Source organism: Longimicrobium sp. (assembly GCA_036387335.1).
Lineage (GTDB): Bacteria > Gemmatimonadota > Gemmatimonadetes > Longimicrobiales > Longimicrobiaceae > Longimicrobium.
Map to the genome: position 1 here is coordinate 1 of DASVTZ010000176.1, position 23,866 is coordinate 23,866.

At 66.6% G+C, this 23,866-nt stretch carries 22 protein-coding genes; 12 read left to right on the forward strand and 10 right to left on the reverse strand.

Annotation, left to right across the window (positions count from 1 at the left end; genetic code table 11):
- The 6 genes from VF647_16910 to VF647_16935 form a co-directional block, all read right to left on the reverse strand.
- A partial coding sequence (locus tag VF647_16910; protein ID HEX8453785.1) for a molybdopterin-dependent oxidoreductase occupies window positions 1-485 on the reverse strand: 485 nt, incomplete at its 3' end.
- A 136-nt stretch (window positions 486-621) separates the two neighbouring features.
- Entirely contained in the window at window positions 622-1,125 is a 504-nt protein-coding gene (locus tag VF647_16915) for a hypothetical protein (protein ID HEX8453786.1), read from the reverse strand.
- Window positions 1,122-1,730, reverse strand: a complete 609-nt coding sequence (locus VF647_16920; protein HEX8453787.1) for a sigma-70 family RNA polymerase sigma factor — start codon at window positions 1,728-1,730, stop codon at window positions 1,122-1,124. The genes VF647_16915 and VF647_16920 overlap by 4 nt, the downstream gene beginning before the upstream one ends.
- A gap of 173 nt (window positions 1,731-1,903) precedes the next feature.
- On the reverse strand, window positions 1,904-2,548 hold the full coding sequence (locus tag VF647_16925) for a hypothetical protein (protein HEX8453788.1): 645 nt from the start codon (window positions 2,546-2,548) through the stop codon (window positions 1,904-1,906).
- 201 nt (window positions 2,549-2,749) lie between these two features.
- On the reverse strand, window positions 2,750-3,103 hold the full coding sequence (gene crcB, locus VF647_16930) for a fluoride efflux transporter CrcB (protein HEX8453789.1): 354 nt from the start codon (window positions 3,101-3,103) through the stop codon (window positions 2,750-2,752).
- Complete coding sequence (locus VF647_16935; GenBank protein ID HEX8453790.1) at window positions 3,100-4,932, reverse strand: M1 family metallopeptidase; 1,833 nt, start codon at window positions 4,930-4,932, stop codon at window positions 3,100-3,102. The genes crcB and VF647_16935 overlap by 4 nt, the downstream gene beginning before the upstream one ends.
- Before the next feature lie 131 nt (window positions 4,933-5,063).
- Here VF647_16935 and VF647_16940 point away from each other — a divergent pair, with 131 nt between their 5' ends.
- Window positions 5,064-5,423: a sulfite exporter TauE/SafE family protein gene (locus VF647_16940; protein ID HEX8453791.1), complete on the forward strand. Its 360-nt coding sequence runs from the start codon at window positions 5,064-5,066 to the stop codon at window positions 5,421-5,423.
- 71 nt (window positions 5,424-5,494) lie between these two features.
- Window positions 5,495-6,334 carry a phosphatase PAP2 family protein gene (locus tag VF647_16945; GenBank protein ID HEX8453792.1) on the forward strand — a complete coding sequence of 280 codons (840 nt, stop codon included), beginning with the start codon at window positions 5,495-5,497 and terminating at the stop codon, window positions 6,332-6,334.
- Here the strand turns inward: VF647_16945 and pyrE are convergent.
- Window positions 6,331-6,888, reverse strand: coding sequence for an orotate phosphoribosyltransferase (gene pyrE / locus VF647_16950; protein HEX8453793.1), 558 nt, complete (start codon window positions 6,886-6,888; stop codon window positions 6,331-6,333). The two genes, VF647_16945 and pyrE, sit on opposite strands and share 4 nt — an antisense overlap.
- Window positions 6,885-7,205 carry a hypothetical protein gene (locus tag VF647_16955; GenBank protein HEX8453794.1) on the reverse strand — a complete coding sequence of 107 codons (321 nt, stop codon included), beginning with the start codon at window positions 7,203-7,205 and terminating at the stop codon, window positions 6,885-6,887. Before VF647_16955 ends, pyrE begins: the two co-directional genes overlap by 4 nt.
- Window positions 7,206-7,738: 533 nt before the next feature.
- On the opposite strand from VF647_16955, the gene VF647_16960 reads away from it, so the two are divergent.
- The 10 genes from VF647_16960 (at window position 7,739) to VF647_17005 (ending at window position 20,906) form a co-directional block, all read left to right on the forward strand.
- Window positions 7,739-10,132 (forward strand): TonB-dependent receptor, encoded by a 2,394-nt coding sequence (locus VF647_16960; protein ID HEX8453795.1) that lies wholly within the window; start codon window positions 7,739-7,741, stop codon window positions 10,130-10,132.
- 228 nt (window positions 10,133-10,360) lie between these two features.
- A complete protein-coding gene (locus tag VF647_16965; GenBank protein ID HEX8453796.1) occupies window positions 10,361-11,212 on the forward strand; it encodes a serine/threonine-protein kinase in 852 nt (283 codons plus the stop codon).
- An 8-nt stretch (window positions 11,213-11,220) separates the two neighbouring features.
- A complete protein-coding gene (locus tag VF647_16970) occupies window positions 11,221-12,561 on the forward strand; it encodes a hypothetical protein (protein ID HEX8453797.1) in 1,341 nt (446 codons plus the stop codon).
- Between the two features lie 1,069 nt (window positions 12,562-13,630).
- Window positions 13,631-13,765, forward strand: a complete 135-nt coding sequence (locus VF647_16975) for a hypothetical protein (protein HEX8453798.1) — start codon at window positions 13,631-13,633, stop codon at window positions 13,763-13,765.
- A gap of 835 nt (window positions 13,766-14,600) precedes the next feature.
- Window positions 14,601-14,909: a nucleotidyltransferase family protein gene (locus VF647_16980; GenBank protein ID HEX8453799.1), complete on the forward strand. Its 309-nt coding sequence runs from the start codon at window positions 14,601-14,603 to the stop codon at window positions 14,907-14,909.
- 320 nt (window positions 14,910-15,229) lie between these two features.
- On the forward strand, window positions 15,230-18,007 hold the full coding sequence (locus tag VF647_16985) for a response regulator (protein HEX8453800.1): 2,778 nt from the start codon (window positions 15,230-15,232) through the stop codon (window positions 18,005-18,007).
- A complete protein-coding gene (locus tag VF647_16990) occupies window positions 18,004-18,402 on the forward strand; it encodes a response regulator (GenBank protein HEX8453801.1) in 399 nt (132 codons plus the stop codon). The genes VF647_16985 and VF647_16990 overlap by 4 nt, the downstream gene beginning before the upstream one ends.
- Entirely contained in the window at window positions 18,399-18,752 is a 354-nt protein-coding gene (locus VF647_16995) for a histidine kinase dimerization/phospho-acceptor domain-containing protein (protein HEX8453802.1), read from the forward strand. The genes VF647_16990 and VF647_16995 overlap by 4 nt, the downstream gene beginning before the upstream one ends.
- A 41-nt stretch (window positions 18,753-18,793) precedes the next feature.
- On the forward strand, window positions 18,794-19,111 hold the full coding sequence (locus tag VF647_17000; protein HEX8453803.1) for a nucleotidyltransferase family protein: 318 nt from the start codon (window positions 18,794-18,796) through the stop codon (window positions 19,109-19,111).
- Between the two features lie 598 nt (window positions 19,112-19,709).
- On the forward strand, window positions 19,710-20,906 hold the full coding sequence (locus VF647_17005) for an ATP-binding protein (GenBank protein HEX8453804.1): 1,197 nt from the start codon (window positions 19,710-19,712) through the stop codon (window positions 20,904-20,906).
- A 1,085-nt stretch (window positions 20,907-21,991) separates the two neighbouring features.
- Here VF647_17005 and VF647_17010 read toward each other — a convergent pair.
- Both VF647_17010 and VF647_17015 read right to left on the reverse strand, forming a co-directional pair.
- Window positions 21,992-23,104 carry a tetratricopeptide repeat protein gene (locus VF647_17010; protein HEX8453805.1) on the reverse strand — a complete coding sequence of 371 codons (1,113 nt, stop codon included), beginning with the start codon at window positions 23,102-23,104 and terminating at the stop codon, window positions 21,992-21,994.
- Between the two features lie 346 nt (window positions 23,105-23,450).
- Window positions 23,451-23,837, reverse strand: a complete 387-nt coding sequence (locus VF647_17015; protein HEX8453806.1) for a nuclear transport factor 2 family protein — start codon at window positions 23,835-23,837, stop codon at window positions 23,451-23,453.
- Window positions 23,838-23,866 lie beyond the last annotated feature (29 nt).

The window sequence follows — 23,866 nt, forward strand, 5'->3', positions numbered from 1 at the left end:
TCGCCGTACGTCACCTTCCACGCCTCCGTCCCCGCCGTCGCGCAGATGGTGCGGTCCAGCAGCGACGCGCCGATGCGGTGGAAGAAGCGTCGGTCGATGGAGCCGCCCTGCACCAGCCCCATTGTCCCCGCGTACGAGTAGGGGAGGATCGCCTGCGGACCGTGCGGCCCGTTGCGGATCTCGTTCAGCCGCCGCGCGATGTCGTCCAGCGCCTCGTCCCAGGTGGCCGGCTCGAAGCGCCCCTCGCCCTTGGGACCCACGCGGCGCAGCGGCGTGGTGAGCCGGTCCGCGTGGTAGGTGCGCTCGACGTAGCGGTTGACCTTGGTACAGAGGAAGCCCTGCGTCACCGGGTGCTCCGGGTCGCCCTGCACGCGCACGGCGCGGCCATCCTTGACGTGCACCAGCATGGCGCAGGTGTCGGGGCAGTCGTGTGGGCAGGCGCCGCGCACGACGCCGTCGCGGACGAGCGGAAGAAGCTGCGTCATCTTCCCGGAAGCGGGCTGTTGAGAACGGGTTACGGTTACGGCGGGGAATCTAACCCGTCCGGGCGGAGGGGGGAACCATGCACGCGAACGGGGGCACGGAGAAGCGCTCTCCGTGCCCCCGTTTCCAAGGCGATCTTCAGCGGTCCGGCAGCTCGTGCTCGCGCCCCGAGAGGCGCTGCTCCAGCTCCTCGAGACGCTGTGTCTGCGAACGCGCGTACACCGCCAGTCCCAGCGAGATGATGGCGAAGCCCGCCGCAACCAGCCATCCCGCGCGGAGCGGCTCGTGGAAGCCGTGGTGGGTGATCAGCGCCACCCCCATCGCAGCCGCGGCCAGCCACCCGCTCCCGTACGGAGCCCAGTGGCGCTTCGCGGCCGGCGCGGGCGGGGCGGCCGGGTCCACGCGGACCCGGGTGCGCGCGAGGAGGCGCTCCTTGACCCGCGCCGACCGCTCGGGGTCGAAGCGGACGGGCGGCGTCTGCGCCAGGATGGCGGTGGCGGCGAACTCGTAGAACTCCGCGGAGCAGTCGGTGCAGTCGCCGGCGTGCGCCAGCAGCCGCTCGATCTGCTCCTCCGACAACGTCTCCGGGCGCGCGGACGCGACGACGGCGCGCAGGGCGGCGTGCTCGTCCATGCCGCTCACTGTGCCCTCCCGCGCAGGCCGTCCAGAGTCCTGCGGAGCTTCACGAAGGCGAGCCGAACCCGCGTCTTCACCGTGCCGAGCGGAATCTCCAGCCGCTCCGCGATCTCGGCCTGGCTCAGCCCTTCGAAGAAGGTCATCCGCACCACGCGCGCCTGCTCGTCGGGAAGGCTGCGCACCGCCTCGTGCACCGCCTCCCGGTTCTCCCCCGCCTCCAGCTCCTGGAGCGGCGAGGCGGCCGTGATCGTCCCCTCGTCGCGCAGGAACTGGCTGCGCATCTCGTTGTGGCGCAGGCGCCTCCCCTCCGCGCGGCGGGCGGTGAGGGCGTGGCTGCGGGTGATCGTCACGATCCACGCCGCCACGCTTCCCCGCTCCGCGTCGTATCGAGCCGCATCCTTCCAGATCTGCGAGAACACCTTCTCCACCACGTCGTCCGCACCGTCGCTGGCACCCGTCAGGTGGGCCGCGATCGAATATACGCGATCGACCCACCGGTCATAAAGGGCTGCCAGCGCGCTCTCGTCCCCGCGCACGACGCGGCCGACCAGGAGACGGTCCGTCTCCGGGTCAGCCGCGGGGCCCTCTTCGGGACGGGGCTTCAGGGTCATCGAGCGGGGCACTCGGGGTGGGGGGAGCCGCATGTTTCTCCGGTTCCCCCGCATCCCTCGCGCCACGCCGTGCAAACTGTCCATTCTCACCGGGTGTGCAGGAAGCGACGTCCGCCTGGAAGTGCTACGTCGCCACCCGCGCCACGGGATTCATCTCCCGCGCCGTGGCCGCGTCAGCGAAAGCCGGAGATGGGCACGTTGATTCCGGCCGTGAGGCGGAAGGCGTCGTAGTGGTCCACCAGGGTCCAGCGGCCCTCGACGAAGGGGCGCACGCTGGTGTTGCGGATGCGCCCGCTCTCCAGCCCCAGGATCAGGTTGAGGCCGGCCTCGGTGTCGCTGTCGTCGTCCAGCTCGAAGTCGCGGTTGAGGAAGGCCGCGCCGACGCCGCCGTAGAGCCCGCCGAGCGCCGCGGGGCGCAGCAGGAGGTCGGCGTTGATCTGCCACTCGGTGGGCGAGTCGTTGAAGAAGACGTCCGCGCTCGGCGCCAGCGCCAGCCCGGGCGCGAGCGGCACGCGGAGCTGCGCGCCGGCGGTGCCCACGTCCTCGTCGAAGTCGTAGCCGCCGCGCACGCCGAACTGCGCGGGGTCGCCGCGCCCGCCCCACACGATGATGGTGCGGCTCCTCTCGCGCTCGTGTTCGCGGCGGCGCTCGGCCTCGCGGCGGCGCTCCCGTTCGCGCTCGCGTTCCCTTTCGCGGTCGCGCTCGCATTCCACGCGGCGTCCGTCGCGCCAGACGTAGCAGCGCGTCTGGGCGGCTGCATCCGCCGCGGTGCCCAGGGCGAGCAGCGCGGCCAGCAGGCAAACGTTCTTTCGCAGCATCCCAACCTCCCTCTATGGATGAATTTCCCCGATGCGCATCATCACGCAAAGGGCTTCACAGGGGTTGGATGCTGCCAATCGCAAATGGGTTGGATGGCGTGGAAAACAGCAACTGCAGGGCTCACACAGAGACACAGAGACACAGAGAAAGAACTTCTTGTTTTCTCCTCTGTGTCTCTGTGTCTCTGTGTGAGATTGCTGTTAGGCCAGGCGCAGACCGATCCAGGCGGCGAGCACCCCGGCCGCCACGCTGCCGAACGCGTATCCTAGCGCCGGAAGGGGGGTGCCGCGCTGGAGGAGGAGGACGGTCTCGTAGCTGAAGGTGCTGAAGGTCGTGAAGCCGCCGCAGAAGCCGATGGCGAGGAGGGCGCGAAGACGCCACGCCTCCTCGGGCGAGGGGAAGGCGCCCATGAGGAGGCCGAGGGCGAGCGAGCCCGCCACGTTGATGCCAAAGGTCGCCCAGGGGAAGCCGTCGCGGGCGGCGAACGCCTGCGACACGCCGAAGCGCGCCACGGCGCCCGCCGCTCCCCCCAGCGCGACCAGGAGCCAGCTCACCGCACCGGCGCCCGGTTGTTGGACCGGTCGGCGTCAATCACGATCCAGCGCGGGTCGACGACGACTTCCGTGGGGCGCTCGCGCGAGGTCAGCAGGACCGTCTGGCGGCGCAGGCGAGAGGTGACGCGCTGCTCCGCGTCGCCCGCGCGGATGGTGACGGGCATCCAGGCGTCGCCCGTGCGCGCCAGCTCCACGCGCGTCTGCCAGCGGCCGCTCGCGAGGCGGGTGGCGGAGGCGGAGGCGACGGAGTAGTCCAGCCGGTCCGTGCGCTCCACCCAGCTCGCGCGGAACCAGTCCAGGTCGCGCCCGCTCACCCGCTCGGCCACGGCGAAGAAGTCGCGGCCGGTGGGGTGGCGGAACTTCCACTCCTCGTAGTAGCGGCGCAGCACGCGGCGAAAGGTGGCGTCGCCCAGGTAGTCGCGCAGCATGCGCAGGACGGCGGCGCCCTTGTTGTACGTCATCGCGCTGTAGATGCGCGGCGAGCGGTACGCGGCGCCCGGCAGGTCGAGCGCCTGCGTGCTGTCGGCGCGCTCCAGCCGCTCCAGGCCGCGCATGGTGCCGTTCCAGACCGTGTCGGCCGCCGCCGCGCTCCCCTCGCGGCGCAGCTTCTCCTCCGTGTACCAGTTGGTTACGAAGGAGGTGAAGCCCTCGTCCAGCCACCCCTCGCGCCACTCGTTGCTCCCCAGGATGCCGTGCAGCCACTGGTGCGTGACCTCGTGCACGATCAGCCCCTCGCTCGCCGAGCCGTTCATCACCAGCATGGGGAACTCGGTGCCGCCGCTCTCCAGACGGTGGAGGTTGGTGATCTGGGGATAGGGGTAGGTCCCGAAGAGCGCGCCCACCCACTGCACCGCGTCAAGCGTGCGGCGCGCGGCGCGATTTCCCGCCCACGCCGTGTCGCCGGGGAGGAAGAGGACGTGGATCGACGGCAGGTCGGAGCGGGTGCCCGCGTCGTTGAGCGAGAAGCGGGTCACGCCCTCGTGCGTGAACTGCGGATCGGCCGCCCAGCCGAAGTGGTGCACCCGCTGCGCGCGGAAGCGGACCCGCTTGCGACCGTTCTCCGCCGCGCCCGTCAGCAGCCCGAGCGACTCGGCCGGCCGCGCGGCGTAGGCCGAGCGCTCGGATGCGTCCGGCGTCCATCCCGGGTTCCCATCGACCACCACGCCGGTTGCGCCCACCACCTGGTCCGCGGCGAGGTCCAGCGTCACGTCGTACTCGCCGAATTCGCCGTAGAACTCGCCCTGGGGGAGGAGGGGCTGCGTGGCCCATCCGCCGCGCTCGTACACGGCGATGCGCGGGTACCACTGGGCGAAGTCGAAGTGCCGCCCGCGCCGCCCCTGCCGCCGCGGCAGCGTGGAGAGGCGCGCGTCCCAGTCCATCACCACCGTGACCGACTGCCCGGTGCGCAGCGGCGTGGGGAGGGGGATGGCGGTGACGGTGGAGTCGGGGGCGCCGGGGTACACGGGGCGCACGTCGCGGCCGTCCACGCGCACGGCGGTGAAGCGCTCGAAGGCGTGCTCCGCCGGGCCCAGGTTCTGGAAGCGCATCTCGCCGTACAACGCCTCGCGCCGGGCCCAGGCGCTGTTGGGGCGGAAGGCGTTGAGGTGCTGGTGCAGGTAGAGCGTGTCCAGCCGGCGCGGCGAGCGGTTGGTGTAGCGCAGCCGCGCCCGCCCGTGCAGGATGTCGCTCCCCTCGTCCAGCCGGGCCTCGATGCGGTAGTCGACCCCCTGCTGCGCGGGCTGCGTGGCGCGCGCCGGCTGCGCCGCGAGAGGCTGCGCGAGAGGGACGAGGACGAGTGCGAGGATTGCCCGTGCGATGCGTCGGTTCATGGGTCCCGGTTCCGGAATCGGTTTGGCGGATCGCCTGCGAAGTTGAGGCGGCGCCGCGCATTGGGCAAGGCTGCCGGGAGTCGCTATCTTGCCGCGCTCATCCAGCGCTCGCTCACACCAAGGACGGGATCATGCACCTGACGTACCTCGCGATCGGCCTCTGCGCAGGCGTCCTCTCCGGGCTGTTCGGGATCGGCGGCGGGGTGCTGATCGTGCCCGCGCTGATGCTGGTGGCGAAGATGTCTCCGGTCGAAGCCACCGCCACCTCGCTCGGCTCGCTCCTCCTGCCGGTCGGCGCCCTCGGCGCGTACGAGTACTACAAGAACGGCCACGTCAACGTGATCGCGTCTCTTCTCGTCGCACTGGGGCTGCTGGTGGGCGCCTACTTCGGCGCGCGCTGGGCGCAGACGCTGAGCCCCGTGCAGATGAAGCGCGCCTTCGCCCTCTTCCTGGTGATCGTGGCGGCGCGCATGTGGTTCACGGCGAAATAGGCGCGGATCGTGCGGGCTCCGCGGGTCCCGCGCCCCGGCGCGCCGGTATACCCTGCCGCGTGAGCTTTCCCATGACGAACATCGCCATCCGCCCGCGGATCTCCCGGGCGCTGCGCTGGACCGTGGCCGCCGCCCTCGCGCTCGCCACGGCGTCCGCGCGCCCGGCGGTGGCGCAGGCGGGGGACAGCGCGCGCGTCCCCAGCCACGTCTTTCCGCGCAGCGACGCGCTGATCCTGGGCGGGTTCGCGGTCGCGGCCGTCGCCATGCGCCCGCTGGACGAGAGGCTGACGCAGGAGCTCCGGGAGCCGGAGTGGCAGGACAGCAAGCTGCTGGGGCGGGGCTCCGCCGCGGTACGACTGCTGGCGGTGCCGGGCACGCTGGTGGGGGGAGGCGCGTTCTACCTGGTGGGCCGCGCCCGCGGCGACGACGCGATGGCCGGCGTGGCCCTCCACGGCGTGGAGTCGGTGGTGGCGACCAACGTGGTGACGTACGTCGTCAAGGGCGTGGCCGGCCGGGCACGCCCTTACGTGGACGAGGGGAACTCGCAGGACTTCAAGCTCTTCCGCGGCTTCGGCAACCGGGACTACCAATCGTTCCCCTCGGGGCACACGGCGTCGGCGTTCGCCATGGCCGCGGCGCTGACCTCGGAGACGGCCGCGCGCCACCCCCACTCGCGCTTCGTGGTGGGCGGGGTGCTCTACACGCTCGCGACGCTCACCGGCACCTCGCGCATCTTCGACGACAAGCACTGGGCGAGCGACGTGGTGGCGGGCGCCGCCATCGGCACGCTCACGGGGCTGACGGTGGTGCGCTACAGCCACGTCCACCCGGACAACTTCGTGGACCGCAAGCTCACCGTGGCGCCGGGCGAAGGCGGTTACCCCATCGTCATCTCGATCCCGATCGGCTAGCCGGCCGCCCCCAGCAGCTCGCCGACCCCGACGATGGCGTGCACGGGGTAGCCGCGCGCCTCGATGGCTTCGCGGCCGCCCTCCTCGCGGTCCACCAGCGAGAGCACGGCGATCACCTCCCCGCCCTCCGCCTCCACGGCTTCGATGGCCTTGAGAGCGCTGCCGCCGGTCGTAATCACGTCCTCCACCACCACCACACGCATCCCCGCCGCGAAGCACCCTTCCACGCGCTTCCCCGTGCCGTGCGCCTTGGGTTCCTTGCGCACGGTGAAGGCGTTGACCGGGTCCCCCGCGATCCACGACGCGTGCGCGATGGCGTACGCCACCGGGTCCGCGCCCATCGTGAGCCCGCCGATGGCATCCGGCCGCAGCCCCGCGTCGCGCACCGCCGCCAGCCCCAGCCGCCCGACGACGGCCTGACCTTCGGCGTGCGTGGTGGTGGTGCGGCAGTCGATGTAAAACCGGCTGCGCGCGCCGCTGCTCAGCGCGAAGTCGCCCACGCGGAACGACCTCTCCAGCAGCAGCGCGACGAGCCGCTCGCGGTCCGTGCTCATGCGATGGTGGGCGGCGTCGGCACGGCGACCCACTCCTCGATGGTCTGCGGCGCGGGGTAGGTGTCGTGGAACGCCTCGTGGAGCTTCCGGATCGCCTCCACCGTCGCCTCGTCCGCGCGGATGTCGGTCTCGGCGCCGAACTCCAGGAACTCCAGGTACACCTCCGGCACGTCCGCCGAGATGAAGTTCCACGCGTGCGCCCCCTTGGACGTCGCGGCCGCGTGGAGCTGCAGCCAGAGCGGCACGTACTCCTCGATCCTGTCCATCGGCACGCGCCGCCGGATGCTCACCAGCCTGCGCTGCATCGTCGTTTCCATTGTGTAATCCTGGGTATTCCTGGCCCCGGCGAGTGAACTCGCGGCAACAACAGCACAAAGTCCGCCTTCGCGGACTCGCGGTCGGGATCCGCCCTCGGGCCGCCGGATTCCCGCGCCGCCCCGGGGCTGTAGGGGCGCGATTCATCGCGCCCGTGCCCGCCCCAACACCGCCCCCTATAGCGTACCCCGATCCTTGTAGGGGCAGACCTGCGTGTCTGCCCACCCTCTCCCCCCCACCGACCCCCGCCTTCCAGACCCCAAACCCCGTAGGGGCAGCCCCACGTGGCTGCCCGTGCCTCGCGCAAGACGACCCCGCCTCCACGAGCGCCTGCCGCATCTCGCTTCTCGAGCCGGCTTCAGCCGCCTTCGCGTAGTTCCAGCCGGGGGGATTCATCCTACGGCTCTGGCCGTTAACCTTGCCCGCGCAACAGGGGGCGTCAAGGGCGCGGGGGACCTCCCGGGGCGCAGCGGCGTACATCGTGACGCGGGCAGAGACACGCCCGCGCACACCCCCCGTCCTCCGAACCAACGACATGCGACCGTATCGAACCGCCATGCTCCTCCTGTACGCGCTCGCAATGGCGTGCACCCCCGCATGGGCGCAGGGCGGCGCGGTCGCGGGGCGCGTGACGGGGCCGGGCGGGCAGCCGATCGCGGGGGCGCGCGTGGCCGCCATCCCCGCGGCGGGAGGCGCGGCGCGGCGCACTGCCGTCACGGGCGAGGGGGGCGCATTCCGGCTGGCGAACCTGCCCGCCGGCGCGTACCGGGTGCGCGCCCAGCGACTCGGCTACGCCGCCGCCGAGCAGACCGTCACCGTCGCCGCGGGCGCGGAGGCGCGGGCGGAGCTGGTGCTGGCGGAGGAATCGTTCACCTTGGAAGCCATCCAGGCCCGCGCCGGCGCCGCCGAACAGCGCGAGCGCACCCGCTTCGAAACCGAGGCCGGCGTCACCTCGCGCGTCATCACCGGCGCCGAGCTCAAGGTGATCCCCGGCCTGGGCGAGGCGGACATCATGCGCGCCGTCGAAGTGCTCCCCGGCGTCGTGTCCACATCCGACTTCAGCAGCGCCTTCAACGTGCGCGGCGGCTCGGCGGACCAGAACCTGGTGCTGCTGGACGGCTTCCCCATCTTCAACCCGTTCCACCTGGGCGGCCTCTTCTCCGTCTTCAACGGCGACGTGATCGCGCGGGCGGAGCTCCTGGCCGGCGGCTTCGGCGCGGAGTACGGCGGGCGCGTGTCGTCCGTCCTCAACGTCGAAACCGAGCCGGGGACGCAGGGGAAGGGCGTTCGCGGCTCGGCCGGCGTGTCGATCCTGGCCACGCGCCTGGCGCTGCGCGGCGACCTTCCCGTGCGCGACTCGCTCGGGCGGCGCGGCGGATGGCTGGTCTCGGCGCGAAGGTCGTACTTCGATGCGCTCCTCGCCCCCGTAGTCGACTTCCCGTACCACCTGACCGATCTGCAGCTCGGCCTCTCCATCCCCATGCCGCGCGGCGGAACCCTGCGGCTGACGGGCTACGGCGGCCAGGACGTGCTGGACCTCTCCGACTTCGAGGCGCCGGGCTCCGAAGACGAGGAGCCGGAGGACGACAGCGCGGACGACATCCTGCGCATCCGCTGGAACTGGGGGAACCAGGTGGCGGGCGCGCACTGGAGCCAGCCGCTGGGGCGGTGGACCTCCGACACGCGGCTCGGCTTCTCGCGCTACGCGGAGGCGCTGACCTTCGTGGACTTCGGCGACACGCGCTTCGAGTCGGCGGTCAGCCAGTGGCAGCTCCGCTCCGACTTCGGGCGGCCGCTGGGGACGGGGCTCGCGCTGCGCACCGGCGTGGAGGCGACGCTCCCCGCCTACCGCAACCTGGGCGAGGCGGGCGGCACCGTCTTCTTCTCGGCACGCAGGCGCGGCACCCTCGCCAGCGGCTACGGGCAGCTTCGCTGGGAGCCGTCCCCGCTCTGGATCGTGGAGCCCGGCCTGCGCGCCGACGTGTGGACGGCGGGCGGCCACACGCGCCCCATCGTCTCGCCGCGGCTGGCGGCGAAGCGCTTCCTGGGCACCGGCCGCGACGCCGCGATCAAGGCGTCGGTGGGGCGCTACACGCAGTTCCTCCACTCCCTGCGCGACGAGAACCTCCCCGTCTCCAACGACACCTGGATCACCGCCGACCGCGACGTCCCCGCCGTCGTCTCGGACCAGGTGCAGGCGGGGATCGAGAAGTTCTGGGGCGACCGCTGGTACGTGTCGGCCGAGGCGTACGCGCGGCGCTTCCGCGGCCTCACCGAGCTGAACGTGGCGGACGACCCCAACCGCGAGGGCGACGACCTGATCGAGGGGCGGGGGCGCTCGTTCGGCTTCGACCTGCTGCTGAAGCGCACCTCCGGCCGCCTCACCGGCTGGACGACGCTCTCCCTCCTCCGTGCCACGCGCACCTTTCCCGACCCCACGGCCGCCGGGCTGGAGGGCGTGCCGCAGACGGTAACCTTCCCCCCGATCTTCGACCGGCGCGTGGACCTGGACGTGGTGGCGCAGTACCGGCTGGGGCGGCGCACGGAGCTGGGCGGGCGCTTCAACTTCGGCTCCGGCGTCCCCTACTCGCGCCCCGTGGCGCAGATCATCGGCTTCGAGACGGACGTGGTGGGCGGCGGCTACCGCCTTCCCCGCCCCCGCAGCGAAGACCCGGAGCTCCCGGTGTACGTGGTGCCCGGCAGCCGCAACCAGGAGCGCTATCCCGCCTACCACCGTCTGGACGTGACGCTGCGCCGCCGCTACGAGCGAAGCTGGGGCACGCTCACGCCGTACGTGCAGGTGCTCAACACCTACAACCGCCGCAACGTGCTCTTCTACTTCTACAACTACAGCGACACCCCCGCCACCCGCTCCGGCATCAGCATGTTCCCCGTGCTGCCGACCATCGGCGTGGAGGCGAATTTCTAAGCGTTTTGCACTAACACCCCCTCGCGGCACGTCCACAATAGAGGGCGTATTTTGCCGCAAGTAGAAGAGTGATGTACGGTAAATCTGCACACCCGGTTTTCTCGATGTGCATCTACAGCGGGGTTGGCGCGCATTGGGAGTGCTCACACGCGGCTACCGAAGGTTGCGACTTCAGGAAAGGCGTGTAAGTTGCTAGAAAGCTCCAGCTCTTCCTTCGAATCACTGACGATGCCAGCACCGCAGCCGTTTACTCCGGCACAGATCGAGGCAGCTTTAGGGGGGCGCTACACGATCTCCAACGAGATCCGGCCTGGTGCCCAAGGGTCCGTGTATCTGGCGCGACGCCAAAGCACCACAAGCGGCGTCCAGACGGACGATGCGGTCGCGTTGAAGCTTTACTTTGCAAGTGTCGAACTGGACCGCATCGAACGAGAGATCGAAGCGATGGAGCATATCCGGCACCCGTCATTGGCCGGACTGGTGGAGCACGGAACGATCAACTTAGAAGGCCAGCCGATCAAGTTTGTCGCATGGCAGTTTGTGCACGGGGAGGCACTCGACTACCGTGTCACCGGCAGTGCACTCCCCTTCAAGGTGATCGCATGCATAGGTCGGGATGTGTCCTCCGCAATTGCTGAACTCTGGTCGAAGCGAATCATTCATCGTGATATCAAGCCGCCTAACATCATGCTCCGGCATGGCGACGCGGAGGCCGTACTCATTGACCTGGGTGTTGCCCGCCACTTAGCCCAGCCTTCTCTCACCGCTTACGGAGCGACTTGGGGCACCGTTGGTTACATGTCCCCGGAACAGTGCCGAACGGAACGCAACCTCACTTGCAAGTCGGACATGTTTTCATTGGGCGTTGTACTGCTCGAAGCGTTGGGCGGTGCCCACCCGACCTCCCGTGACCAGAACCGGCTCGCTGTGGGCACGGTACCGCGCGCTACAACGGTCAATCCACTTGTACCGAGTGGCTTCGCCACCCTGATCGACTCGTTGCTCACGGTTCGTGCTGCATTCCGGCCCGACCCGCAGGTCGCCGCCTTGGAGTTCGACCGCTGGGCAAACCTTTTCTAAGATACGCTATGTTCTACTACAACGTCCGCTGGGCATTCAAGCTGCCGGACAACTGCTCCGTCTCCATCCCGGGGGGCATCATCGCCGCTTCGGCGGTGCCGCAGCATGGCTTGATTCGCCGCCGATTTGGAAAGTTCCCACATCTCCAGCATCGCCTTTTTGACCCGCAGCTATATCTCGGAGGGCTGAGCGCCGACCGCTCGCGGAAGGCAGTTGTAAAACTGTCCAGCTACGGCTGGTTCTCACCCCCGGATGTGCCGTCGTATGATAGTTCTATTCATGGGAAGCAAGCCGATTGGACCAACACCTTTCAGCAACAGATTCTCGAGGCGTGGCGCGGGAGCACACGCCGATCCCCCGCTGAGATCGCGGTTGCGGCGCGAGCTGCCGTCCAGCTACAGGTGGATCTCGAGTGCGATGCGATCATCCTGCCGTCGCCGCTAACGAATACGCTCACTACCAGCTACGAGGACGAACTCGCATGGCTCGATGCCGGTCTTGAGGCGTGTGTCGAGTTGCGCGTCCGCAGTCCGATTTATGCTACGGTCGCAATCTCAGATGTAGCGTTACGCGGACTCGATCCACAACAGAACACCGTATTATCACTGATTTCTGACCAAGTCAGCGCCAGAGGCGTTGCAGGGGCTTACATAGTAATTGAACAGGCGTCGGAGGATGGATACGTCTGCGGAGACGAGAACACACTCTACTCGCTCCTCCAACTAGTTGACGACTTCACCAGAGGAGCGAGGCTGGACACGATAGTAAATTACGCGGGGACATTCGGAGCGGTCGCTGCGGCTGCGGGCGCGAAAATCTGGTCCAGCGGGTACTATTTAGGGCAGCGCAAGCTCCGGCTATCCGAGTTCGAGGCTGAGGAGGAAGATGTGCGTTTGGCGTATCCCCGGTACTACAGCCTGGCTCTCGCCGGGGATGTAGGTCTGCGGGGCAGCCTCGATGCGCTGAACGCGGGTGGGTTCGAACGGGCGGTTTTCTCAAAAACGGACGCTAGTCAGCCTCTGCACGACGCGCTGTCCAGCGGGGCAAAAGTTGACGACGTAGCTACCTGGACTTACCGCGCTTCAAATATTACCGCCGCAGCCGCGCACTACAACGATACAGTCGCAAAGCTCGGCGGCTTTCTCCATCGACTGAGTCAACCCGACCGGGTCGAATTTGTACACAAGTGGCTCTGCCGGGCCGTTGAACTGTCGCGCGAGTTGCACAGCAACGGTTTTAGGAGTTCACACCACACTGAGCTGTCCCACCAAGCTGCTTGGCTGCGAGCTTTCGAGCGGTGGCGCGACGGAACCATTGGTGGTGGCTCTACGCCAAATCCGGGCGCGTAACACCTTCTCGATCGCTCTCACCCTGTCAGCGGAAAAGTGCGGCGCCGAACCCCTCGCGGGAACAACTTCGGTCGCTGCATATCCGTGTTGTAGCCACAGTCCAACACCCTGATCAACGAAGGCACTGAGTACATCAGCGGAAATACGTACCTGATTCCCATCAAGTACGACGTAGGCCCTGTCGACGAAGGTGAGGTACGAGACCGCCTGATCCAGAGCACGCTTCCAGAGACGAAGTTTCGCCTCGAAAGCAATCAACTCGACACCACCGGTCTGCGCCGACTGATTGAGCTTCCACTCAGCCTCGCCTACCCGCTCGATTGCTCCAATGCGACACAGCTTTTCGAGTACACGGAAGCAGGTTACATCGGGGAGAAACAAGGCGCGTTGTATAGCTCTAGTTTCCATCAATCCAGCACGTTCGAGTACCGCCAATACAGAGCCTTCGATTGTAGTGAAGTGACTCCTAGCGAGTATGCTGGGACGCCGATTAACCACCCCGACGAGAACGTCTGGAATCACTAGCCCGATACTCGGCTCGCGCACAATCTTGATTGTGGCAGCCGTCTCCAAGGCGAGCACACTTGGGAGCGCCCGCTGGATGAGCGGCACCATGTGACGCTCGAGTCTGAATGGGCGGCTATCACGGATCATCTGGACACACTAGGCACGAGACGAGAACGGAACACGGTCGAATATACCTGGATAGCGCGACGAACGCACCAACTAAATAGCGGATCCTCAAAAGGCACACACATATCGAACAACCGCTCGCTGCGTGCACAACTTAGTACCACGACCGCCCTGCGGAGTTCGTTCGGAAAGCCTACTTAGACATTGGGTGGTGAACGAGCTCGAACCACTTAACGGGAGCCTGTCGGGTCCGGGCAGGTTCACCAAGATTCCAGCACTTGGACCGAGGCAACCAACGAGTACTCCTCCGCGTCGGGGATGGGATGGTACTGATGGTGCCCGGTGCTCGCCCACAAGCTCGTCGCGAATTTCGGAGCACTTGGGCGATTCCTACCAACAAGTTTGACTTCTGTAGTAGAAGGTGCACTTACCCGCGTTGTTCCAATGCACATTCGACGGTCGTCCGAACGCCCTCTTCTACTTCTACACCTACAGCGACACCCCCGCCACGCGCTCCGGCATCAGCATGTTCCCCGTGCTGCCCACGATCGGCGTGGAGGCGACGTTCTGAACTTGCCCGCCCCCCTACGTGGAACGGGGAACGCAGCTACTGGTTCAGGAAAAGGTGCTGCCACGAGTAAAGCCAGAGCAGGAGCAGGCCGGCTTGGATCCAGATTCGCCGTTTTCCCCGCGCAACCAGCCGTCGGAGGCGTTCTTCGGTGATCGGAGGAACTACAGGCGGGGCCATCCTGTCGTGCCGAGCGCAAGCCATTGCACCGATGGTCATGAGGCCGGAAACGAACGTGACCGCGGCGAAGAGCGCCCAGAGCCACCACAGCTTTGCACGCCACCCCGCGTACAGGCACACGGCTGAGGCGCGTAAAAGGGTGCTACCTCCAGCAGTCATGAATCCGAACGGACTGGTACTCAACCTTTCGTACGCTCGGATTTCGGCTGCTTCGGGATCGCGCAGCCAGCGCTGCCACGAATAGAGGCACTTCAGCGGGAAGTACGCGAACACGAGTACGTCAAGGAAGTGATACATAGATACGTGTTGGATTCGACTCCGCTCGCGCTCAACGGTGCTACGGCTACGGCACGGAGTCCGTTTCGCGGTGATGCTGGCACTATGCGGTGCGGAAGGCATCTCGCTCCTTCGCTGTCCGGTGCGCGAGGATGCAGACGAAGACTACGCGCCGAACGCACACTTCAGAAAGGCGGGAACGTCCTCTTCATACTTCTTCAACTACAGCGACACCCCCGCCACGCGCTCCGGCATCAGCATGTTCCCCGTGCTGCCCACGATCGGCGTGGAGGCGACGTTCTGATACGACGGCAAGCCCTACAGCGCCCTTCTGCCACGACCACGCTTCCCCTGTGACCTGTCGCCTCCTAGCTTTCCGGACATGACGACACCCGTGCAGACCCGAAGCGACGTTCTCGAACGTCTTGTGGCGGCGGAGGATGAGATCCGCGGCCTCGGCGTGGGACGGCTGGCACTGTTCGGCTCCTTCGCCAGATCGGAAGCTCGCCCTGAGAGCGACGTGGATCTGCTCGTCGAGTTCGCTCCCGAGCGGAAGAGCTTCGACGCGTTCATGCTCCTGTTCGACCTCCTCGAAGAGAGGCTCGGGCGCGCCGTGGAGCTCGTGACGACGGAGTCGCTCAGCCCCTATATCGCCCCCCGCATCCTGGCAGAGGCAGAGGATGTCGTTTGAGCTGCGTGACTATCTTCAGCACATCCTCGACGAAGCCGAGTACCTGCTCTGAAGCGTCGCGTCCGCCAGGAATTCTCTCCGAGTCACCCTGACCACGCGGAGGCGACCTTCTGAGGCGCCGCCATGACCGCGCAGGCCAGAAATCGTGCTGCCGCGACCGGGCCGCACGATTCTTGTGATGCATCCCTCCCGAGGCGGAAGCCGGTCGATGCCGGAGCAGCGGCGAGCACGACCGGGTGGCCCCAGGTGACGCGCACCCGCACCGGGATCGTCGCCGGGGAGCCGTTCGCCGGAGGGCGCGGAAACCATGCAGGGGACGGATGATGAAACGCGAACAGGTGGACGCAGGAATCGAGACGTACGCGCAGGACATCGTGGACACCGTGCGTGAGCCGCTGCTCATGCTCGACACCACGCTACGCGTGCGGAGCGCGAACCGCGCCTTCTACCAGACGTTCCGCGTGACGTCGGCGGAAACGGAGGACCAGCTCATCTACGAGCTGGGCAACGGCCAGTGGGACATCCCGGCCCTGCGCACCCTCCTGGAAGACATCGTCCCCAAGAACTCCGTCTTCGACGACTTCGAGCTGGAGCACACCTTTCCCGCGATCGGGCGGCGGGTGATGCTGCTGAACGCCCGCCAGCTGCGCGCCGGAAGCCACGGCGAGCTGCTGGTGCTGGCCATGGAGGACGTCACCGAGCGCCGCCGCGCCGAAGCCGACCTGGAGGCGATCGACGCGTACGCGCAGGACATCGTGGACACGGTGCGCGAGCCGCTGCTGATCCTGGACCCGTCGCTCCGCGTGCGCAGCGCCAACCGCGCCTTCTACCAGACCTTCGAGGTGGACGCCGAGGAGACGGAGAACCAGCTCATCTACGAGCTGGGCAACGGGCAGTGGGACATCCCGGCGCTGCGGACGCTGCTGGAGGACATCATCCCCAAGAGCTCGGTGTTCAACGACTTCGAGCTGGAGCACACCTTCCCCCAGATCGGGCGGCGGGTAATGCTGCTGAACGCCCGCCAGCTCCGCGCAGGCAGCCACGACGAGCTGCTCGTGCTCGCCATGGAGGACGTCACCGAGCGCCGCCGCGCGGAGGCGGACCTGGAGGCGATCGAGACGTACGCGCAGGACATCGTGGAAACGGTGCGCGAGCCGCTGCTGATCCTGGATCCGTCGCTCCGCGTGCGCAGCGCCAACCGCGCCTTCTACCAGACCTTCGAAGTGGGCGCGGGGGAGACGGAGGGCCGGCTGATCTACGAGCTGGGCAACGGCCAGTGGGACATCCCTGACCTGCGCATCCTGCTGGAGGACATCATCCCGACCCGGTCGGTGTTCAACGACTTCGAGCTGGAGCACACCTTTCCGCAGATCGGGCGGCGGGTGATGCTGCTGAACGCCCGCCAGCTCCGCGCCGGCAGCCACGGCGAGCTGCTGATGCTCGCGCTGGAGGACGTCACCGAGCGGCGCCGCGCCGAGGAGGAGGTGGCGGAGGCCCGCGAGGCGGCGGAGGCGGCGAACCGGTCCAAGAGCCAGTTCCTGGCCAACATGAGCCACGAGCTGCGCACCCCGCTCAACGCCATCCTCGGCTACTCGGAGATGCTCCAGGAGGAGGCCGACGAGCAGGAGCTGGAATCGTTCGCCGCGGACCTGGAGCGCATCAACTCCGCCGGGAAGCACCTGCTGGCGCTGATCAACGACATCCTGGACCTGTCCAAGATCGAAGCCGGAAAGATGGAGCTGTTCGTGGAGCGCTTCGACCTGGCCGAGCTGATCGACGAGGTCGCCTCCACGGTGCAGCCGATGGTGCACAAGAACGCCAACACCCTCAAGGTGGTGCGCGCCGCCGGCCTCGGCGAGATGCGCGCGGACCAGATGAAGGTGCGGCAGACGCTCTACAACCTCCTCTCCAACGCCGTGAAGTTCACGCAGGGCGGCACCATCACCCTCGACGCCGACCGCCAGCTCATGGACGGCGGCGAGTGGATCGTCTTCCGGGTGGCGGACACGGGGATCGGGCTCAGCGACGAGCAGCTCTCCAAGCTGTTCCTCGACTTCAGCCAGGCGGACGCATCCACCACGCGCCGCTTCGGGGGCACGGGGCTGGGGCTGGCCCTCACGCGCCGCTTCTGCCAGATGATGGGCGGCGACGTGTCGGTGCACAGCGTGATGGGAGAGGGGAGCGTCTTCACCATCAAGCTCCCCGCGCTGATGCAGGAGAGCGCGCCGGACGGCGACGGCACGCGCGCGGGCGCCTTCGTAGCCTCGCGCAACGGCGAGATCACCGCGGGCGGCGGCGAGGCCCCGCCCGGAACGAGCTGCGTGCTGGTGATCGACGACGACCCCGCCCCGCGTGAGCTCCTGCAGCGCTACCTGGCCCAGGAGGGGTTCACCGTCCGCACCGCCGCCAGCGGGCCGGAGGGGCTGCTCCTGGCGCGCACGCTGCACCCGGCGGCCATCACGCTCGACGTGATGATGCCCGACATGGACGGCTGGAGCGTGCTCAAGGCGCTCAAGGAAGACGCGGAGCTGCGCAACATCCCCGTCATCATGCTCACCCTGGTGGACGACCCGGAGGCGGGCTTCGCGCTCGGCGCGGCCGAGTACGCCAGCAAGCCCGTGGACCGGCACCGGCTCTCCGCCACCATCCGCAAGTACGTGCACCCCGGCCCCGAGTCGCTGGTACTGCTGGTGGAAGACGACCCGGCCACGCGCGCCATGATGCGCAACGTGCTGGAAAAAGAGGGATGCCGCGTCTGCGAGGCCGTCAACGGACGCGCCGGGCTCAAGTGCATGGAGGCGGAGCGCCCGGCCGTCATCCTGCTGGACCTGATGATGCCGGAGATGGACGGCTTCGAGTTTGCCGACCAGGTGCGCCGCCACCCCGAGTGGCGCAACGTGCCCATCATCGTCGTCACCGCCCACGACCTGAGCGCGCGCGACCGCCGCCGGCTGAGCGGCTACGTGGAGACGGTGCTGCAGAAGACGGGCGACTCGCACGAATCGCTGCTGGCGCGCGTGGGCGAGCTGCTGGACGACTTCGCCGTTCCTCGCGGCGTGATGCCCACCCCCGATGGAGACCAGGCGGCTGCGCTATGAAGAAGATCTTGCTGGTGGAAGACAACGAGATGAACCGCGACATGCTGTCGCGCCGCCTGGAGCGGAAAGGGTACCAGGTGGTGGTGGCGGTCGACGGCCAGGAGGGGGTGGACCAGGCCGCCACGGTGCTGCCGGACCTGGTGCTGATGGACATGAGCCTCCCGGTGCTGGACGGGTGGGAGGCGACGCGGCGGCTGAAGGCGGCGCCGGCCACGGGCCACATCCCGGTCATCGCCCTCACCGCCCACGCCATGGCCGGCGACCGGGCGCACGCCATGGACGCCGGGTGCGACGACTACGACACCAAGCCGATCGACCTGCCGCGCCTGCTCACCAAGATCGAGGCGCTCCTCGCTCGCGGCGGGACCGCGCCAGCCGCCGAAGCCGCGCCATGAACGAGACGAACGACGCGGGCGGATCCGCCCTATCCTCCGCGCAGCTCCACGACCTGCGCACGCCCCTCGGCCAGATCATCGGCTACGCCGAGCTCCTCGCCGAGCGCGCGGAAGAAACCGGCGACGAGCGATTCACGCCCGACCTCCAGAAGATCAGCGCCGCCGGCTACCGGATGCTCGCGCTCATCGAAGACATCTTCACCGCTGCCCGCGCCGATTCCCCCGCCCCCTTCACCTGGGACGACGTCGACACCCTCCGCGCCCTGGCCGCCTCCAGCCGCCCGGAAGACGCCGAGCGCCTCGCCTCCATCTCCGCCCGCATCGCCGCCCTGCTGCCACCGCGCGGGTAGCGGCGCTTCCCCCGCGCCCCCCTGCCTCCTACCTTCCGGGCATGACCACACCCGTGCGCACCCGAGCCGACGTCCTCGAACGTCTCGCCGCGGCGAAGGACGAGATCCGCGGCCTTGGCGTCGGACGCCTGGCCTTGTTCGGCTCCTTTGCCCGCTCCGAACCCCGCGCGGAGAGCGACGTGGACCTGCTCGTCGAGTTCGCCCCTGCTCAAAAGAGCTTCGACGCGTTCATGCGCCTCTACGACCTCCTGGAAGATCGCCTCGGGCGCCGCGTGGAGCTCGTAACCACCGAGTCGCTCAGCCCCTACATCGGTCCCCGCATCCTGGCGGAGGCAGAAGATGTAGTTCGAGCTGCGTGACTATCTTCGGCACATGCTCACCGAAGCTGAGTACATGGTCGACACTAGCCAAGGTCTCAGCCCCGAGACGTTCCTCGCGGACGCGACGCTCCAAAGAGCTTTCGTCCGCAGCCTTGAGATCATCGCGAGGCTACCAAGAAGGAGTGGATTACCAACTCGTTTGGGAGGTGATCCAAACGAAAGTACCTGAGGTGCACAGCATTCTTCAGCAGATTTGAGCACCTGGTCTGTGGAGCAGGATTCTTCCGAAGGGGCGAGGAGGACGGTATCTTCGGAGGCTGACGACGGGTCCTTCGTATTCTACTCTCACCCCGGTACGCACCCTCGGTGGAAGTGCTGGAATGACTGAACCCCGCAACCACTCGGCTACTGTGCGAGCATGATAATCCAATTTTCAGTATTCAACTTCAAATCAATCCGGGCCACGACGCTCCAGCTACGTCCGGGTGTCACGATTCTAATCGGTCCCAACGGTTCGGGGAAAACGAATGTCTTAAACGCGCTTAAATTTGTAAGGGATGTCGTCGTTCGAGGTGCAGCGTTAGCTGTGGCCCGCGCGGGGGGGCCCGTCCGGGCCTACCGACGTCGCAGCAAGGGTATGTCGTTCGACATCGTTGTGCCGTACGGATCGCGCACATACAAACGGAACCCCACAGTCTACTTCTTGCGATGGGCATTCTCAGTCGCACAGCATGGATCGGATGGAGTCACTACTATAGCCGATGAAACAGTTGAGCTCTTCACACTGTTGAACGGAAAGTCGCATACTGTTTTTCAAGCGGGAATCTCGAGGCTTGAAAGCAGGTCTCCGAAGGTCACCTACTATCTAGCTCCACAGGAGGAGATCGGCCGCGATTTATTTTCTGAACTCGGCAGACTAGCACCCGGAAATAAGGTTGAGGCGTACGCACACATCTCGGACAAGGTCCAACAACTGCTCCGTGACCTGCGTCGCTCAAGCGATGTCACTTTGCTTAGGCCATTGAGCTCCCTTGATCTTACTATGCAGCAACTGCTGCGAGCCATTGAGAATCTGAGTGAATATGACATCCATCCGAATACAGCCCGTGAGGCCACTGACCAACTCCCGACAGCTGAAATGCTTCCGAATGGCAAGAACTTGACTGAGGTGATTCACGCGTTAGAAAAAAAGAATTTCATCCGCATTAGGCCCACCCGGAGCAGCGAGTATGAATCCGGGTACCCGCCGTCATTAAGGAATACTGGATGGCAAACTTCGATGACATACCCGTACGGCGCCTATCGAACACAGAAGGAGCGGGAGAGTACGCTAGACAACATCAATAGCGAGCTTTCGGCCGCGGTACAGTTAATCGATAGAGTTACGGTCGACGTCGATCGCAGTAACGGTAAGCGGATTACGATGTTTGAATCAGGTAAAGATAGATTTTACCCAGAGGAAGTGTCTGACGGGACGATGAAGTGGCTGGGCATCCTCGTCAGCTTGTTCGTCCCGTTCTCGTCAATCTACCTTCTTGAGGAACCAGAAAACTTCTTGCACCCGTGGATGCAACAGCGGTTGATTCAGCTGATGCGGGGTAAAGATCGCCCAAGACAGAGGTACTTCGTTCTCACTACACATTCTGCAACGATGCTCAATGCTGCGCAGCCAGAAGAGGTAGTCCTCGTGTCCCCATCCGCATCCGGAACTGTTGTTGAGCATGTATCTGCGATGGCCGAGGTAGTCGGCATACTGAATCGAAGTGACTTCGGGCTCGGGGATCTATGGGTTAGTGGTGCGTTGGGGGGCGTGCCGGCAGGGGAGGCAGTGTGATCGGAATCATCGTTGATGGGCCGGGTGATTTTGCGACCCTGCGTTCCCGCCTGGCATCGGGTTTTCACATAATCAAGACAGACGGTCCCCGGGGGCACACCGTTACTATCGAGCGGATCGCCGCGACATCCGGTAAGCAAATTCGGATGCTTAGAGACGCGGGGTGCCATGCGGTCGTTCTGTTATTGGACTTCGAGGCTAGGCCGGAACCATACGACCAGTTTTTAACCGGGCTTTCGGACGAGATTTCAACCCGTGGGTACCCGGTCCCAGTCCACGTATGCGCGCTAAATCGAATGATCGAGAACTGGTTCCTTGCCGATATCGCGCACCTCTCGAGCCGGAAGAATTTTCTGCGAAAGGGGATTCGGCAGAAGAACTTTGAGGGGCGTGATGGTAAGAAAGATCTTAGGAGCATGTTCGCTAGAGGGTTTACATACAGTGAGGTAAACCACGGGCCCCAAATGTTCCGCGAGCTACGACTTAACGTTGCGCGACACAACAGCACATCCTTCGCTCACTTCCTTAGTGAACTTGGCATGTAACGTCCAGATGGTGCTCGACGCGGGAGGAGCAGCGGATCTTACGGTTAATATCGTCGGGGCACGCGAACTCGGCGGCGGCTACGAATGCGGAGCAGAGCGGAGTTGCGCGAGGGCTGGGGAACTGAAAGTGCTCCAACACGCTGTGCCGTGCGAACAACCCGTCCGGTACTTCACTGGGAAAGTAGACACCGCACGCGCTCTCAGTGCATAGTTGTGTCCCGATAGGAACGCGTTGCATAGTATAGTGGTGCATTCCGGAGGTCCCGGAGCGCACCTCCACCTTTTTCAGGAGCAGGATAATGCGCGCATTCCGTGCAGCCGCAGCCGTTCTCGCCACGCTGGCCTTAACCGCTTGCGGTAGTGACACCAGCCCGACGACCGCCATTCAACCGAACCGGCCGAGTCTCGACGGGAGCGGGATGGTAGGGTCAGGGAACATTGACTCGGATACCGTGGCGGGGAACGGCTCCACGACGGCGGCGGGAGACACCACGACCTTGACCGAGCGCGGGTCTGGGATGGTCGGCTCGGGCAACTAGCTTACTTGCCGCGGACGAGGGTACGCACGGGGCTCTCGGGAGCATCGTCCCGGCGCGCCCTCACCGCCGCGCTGATCGTGGCGGCGAAGTCTTCATCGCGCTCGCGCCGGAGCACGTTGATCCGCGGCTCTTCAATGGCGACCGCAGGAAAAAGTTCCCGCAGCCGTTCGTTGTCAGGGAAACCGCGGTCGGTGGCGCTCAGAATCTGCTCGGCCATGTGGATCGAGCGGTGTTCGCCGCGTCGCTCCGCGATCGTGAGGCACATCGTCGCGGACTGGCGGGCGCGCTCCAGTTGCAGGGCCGCCACTGAGGCGAGCGCCAGCTGGGCGAACGCCGCGGCGTGACCCTCGTCCGTCTCCTGCTTCCGCATGTATGCAAACGCTTCGAGCCACGCCAGTTCATAGATGGCTTCAGCCCCGATCTCGGCGGCGGCGCGCGCAATGTTCGCCAGCAGCACGGCCCGGAAACGAGGATCCTGCACGCGAGGCTCGATCTCCTGGAACATCTGCAAAGCGAGGCGAGGCTGCCCGTGCAGATGCATCCATATCCACGCGAGGTCGTTCGTCATTCGCACGAGCTGGCTGTGGCCTGGACCGTACGCGGTGATCGCCTCGCGTGCGTAGCCCATCCCTTCCTCCAGCTTCCCCTGCTCGAAGTACATCACCGCGAGGTCGTAGAGCGCATCCCCCTCGATGCGCCTGACGCCATGCTGCCGCGCCGACTCCAGTGTCAGGCGGTGGAAGCGGACGGATTCAGGGAAGTTGCCGCGCTCGCGCTTCAGATTGCCGATCCCGGACAGGGCGAGCGCGTGGTTCTCCCAATTCTCCGCGACGGCGGCCTTGTCGACGGTGTGCAGCAGCCACGCTTCCGCCTCGTCGTACATCGCGATACGTCGCAGGAGCCGGCCGATGTGGTAGGCCATCTGCACGTTGTCCGGCGTAGCGGTCAGCGCAGCCTGGTAAAAGACCACGGCCGTTCGGTGCGCCCGCTCCGCTTCCGCCCATTCCGCCACTAGGAGCAGCCCGAGCCCGATTGCCTCGCGAGTCTCGGCATCAGGGTCTTCCCGCAGCAACTCAAAGGTCCGGCCCACCGGCCCCACCAGCTCGGCCGGCAATTCGCGGAGCGCATGCGCGGGGACCCTCCGGCGCTTCCCGGGAATGCTGTCTAGGAACCAAGCTCGTGCCTCGCGCGCGAGTTCCTCGAGGATTGACGCGACTGCGCCCGGAAGTTCCTCCGAGAGAGCCGTGCTTGCGCGTAGCGCGGCGGCATCTTCCGAGAAATTGAACGGGAGCGGAGGTGGCACGGGTAACCGCCGGCTCGTCGGCATGTACTAGTGGTCTTAATGGACACATTCATCAACACACAACGGCGCGAACAGCACTCTACCGGACGCGCCCGAGTGGCGCAAGGCTCGTCTGATACTGTTCGCACCCACGTACTCCAGGGGCGGGCGCTTCAGCTCAGCCGTCGTGCCGGTCAGCCCGCGTGAGCCCTGCGGCTTCCAGCGCCGCATCCATTCGATCATAGCGCTGGAGCTCGGCCACGAGACCGGAGGTGACGCGGAAACGGGTGGCGACTTCGACGCTGCTTTCCGCCCCGCCTGTCTGCGCGCCGCGCCAGACGCCGCGCTGGGCGACCACGACGGCGTCGCCGCGGGCGTAGGTAGCGAGGGGTTCGAACGTCGCGTCGGCGTGCTGGAGCCAGGTGCGCAACGCATCGTGCCCGGTGGCGGTGCCGCGCGGGCCGATGAGCGCGATGTCAGGGGCGGAGAGGGCGAGGAGCGCTCCGGCGTCCGCCGCGTTCAGTGCGGCGAGCCAGGCGTGGACGGTTTCAGCGGCCTCGGGCATTTCGTATCAGGGACGAAGGGTAGCGGCAG

Bases quoted from the DNA above. Each gene is read 5' to 3' on its own strand.
- VF647_16920 (HEX8453787.1), bottom strand. From the start codon at position 1,730: ATGACCCTGAAGCCCCGTCCCGAAGAGGGCCCCGCGGCTGACCCGGAG.
- VF647_16925 (HEX8453788.1), bottom strand. From the start codon at position 2,548: ATGCTGCGAAAGAACGTTTGCCTGCTGGCCGCGCTGCTCGCCCTGGGC.
- VF647_16935 (HEX8453790.1), bottom strand. From the start codon at position 4,932: ATGAACCGACGCATCGCACGGGCAATCCTCGCACTCGTCCTCGTCCCT.
- VF647_16940 (HEX8453791.1), top strand. From the start codon at position 5,064: ATGCACCTGACGTACCTCGCGATCGGCCTCTGCGCAGGCGTCCTCTCC.
- VF647_16945 (HEX8453792.1), top strand. From the start codon at position 5,495: ATGACGAACATCGCCATCCGCCCGCGGATCTCCCGGGCGCTGCGCTGG.
- pyrE (HEX8453793.1), bottom strand. From the start codon at position 6,888: ATGAGCACGGACCGCGAGCGGCTCGTCGCGCTGCTGCTGGAGAGGTCG.
- VF647_16955 (HEX8453794.1), bottom strand. From the start codon at position 7,205: ATGGAAACGACGATGCAGCGCAGGCTGGTGAGCATCCGGCGGCGCGTG.
- VF647_16960 (HEX8453795.1), top strand. From the start codon at position 7,739: ATGCGACCGTATCGAACCGCCATGCTCCTCCTGTACGCGCTCGCAATG.
- VF647_16965 (HEX8453796.1), top strand. From the start codon at position 10,361: ATGCCAGCACCGCAGCCGTTTACTCCGGCACAGATCGAGGCAGCTTTA.
- VF647_16970 (HEX8453797.1), top strand. From the start codon at position 11,221: ATGTTCTACTACAACGTCCGCTGGGCATTCAAGCTGCCGGACAACTGC.
- VF647_16980 (HEX8453799.1), top strand. From the start codon at position 14,601: ATGACGACACCCGTGCAGACCCGAAGCGACGTTCTCGAACGTCTTGTG.
- VF647_16985 (HEX8453800.1), top strand. From the start codon at position 15,230: ATGATGAAACGCGAACAGGTGGACGCAGGAATCGAGACGTACGCGCAG.
- VF647_16990 (HEX8453801.1), top strand. From the start codon at position 18,004: ATGAAGAAGATCTTGCTGGTGGAAGACAACGAGATGAACCGCGACATG.
- VF647_16995 (HEX8453802.1), top strand. From the start codon at position 18,399: ATGAACGAGACGAACGACGCGGGCGGATCCGCCCTATCCTCCGCGCAG.
- VF647_17000 (HEX8453803.1), top strand. From the start codon at position 18,794: ATGACCACACCCGTGCGCACCCGAGCCGACGTCCTCGAACGTCTCGCC.
- VF647_17005 (HEX8453804.1), top strand. From the start codon at position 19,710: ATGTCGTTCGACATCGTTGTGCCGTACGGATCGCGCACATACAAACGG.
- VF647_17015 (HEX8453806.1), bottom strand. From the start codon at position 23,837: ATGCCCGAGGCCGCTGAAACCGTCCACGCCTGGCTCGCCGCACTGAAC.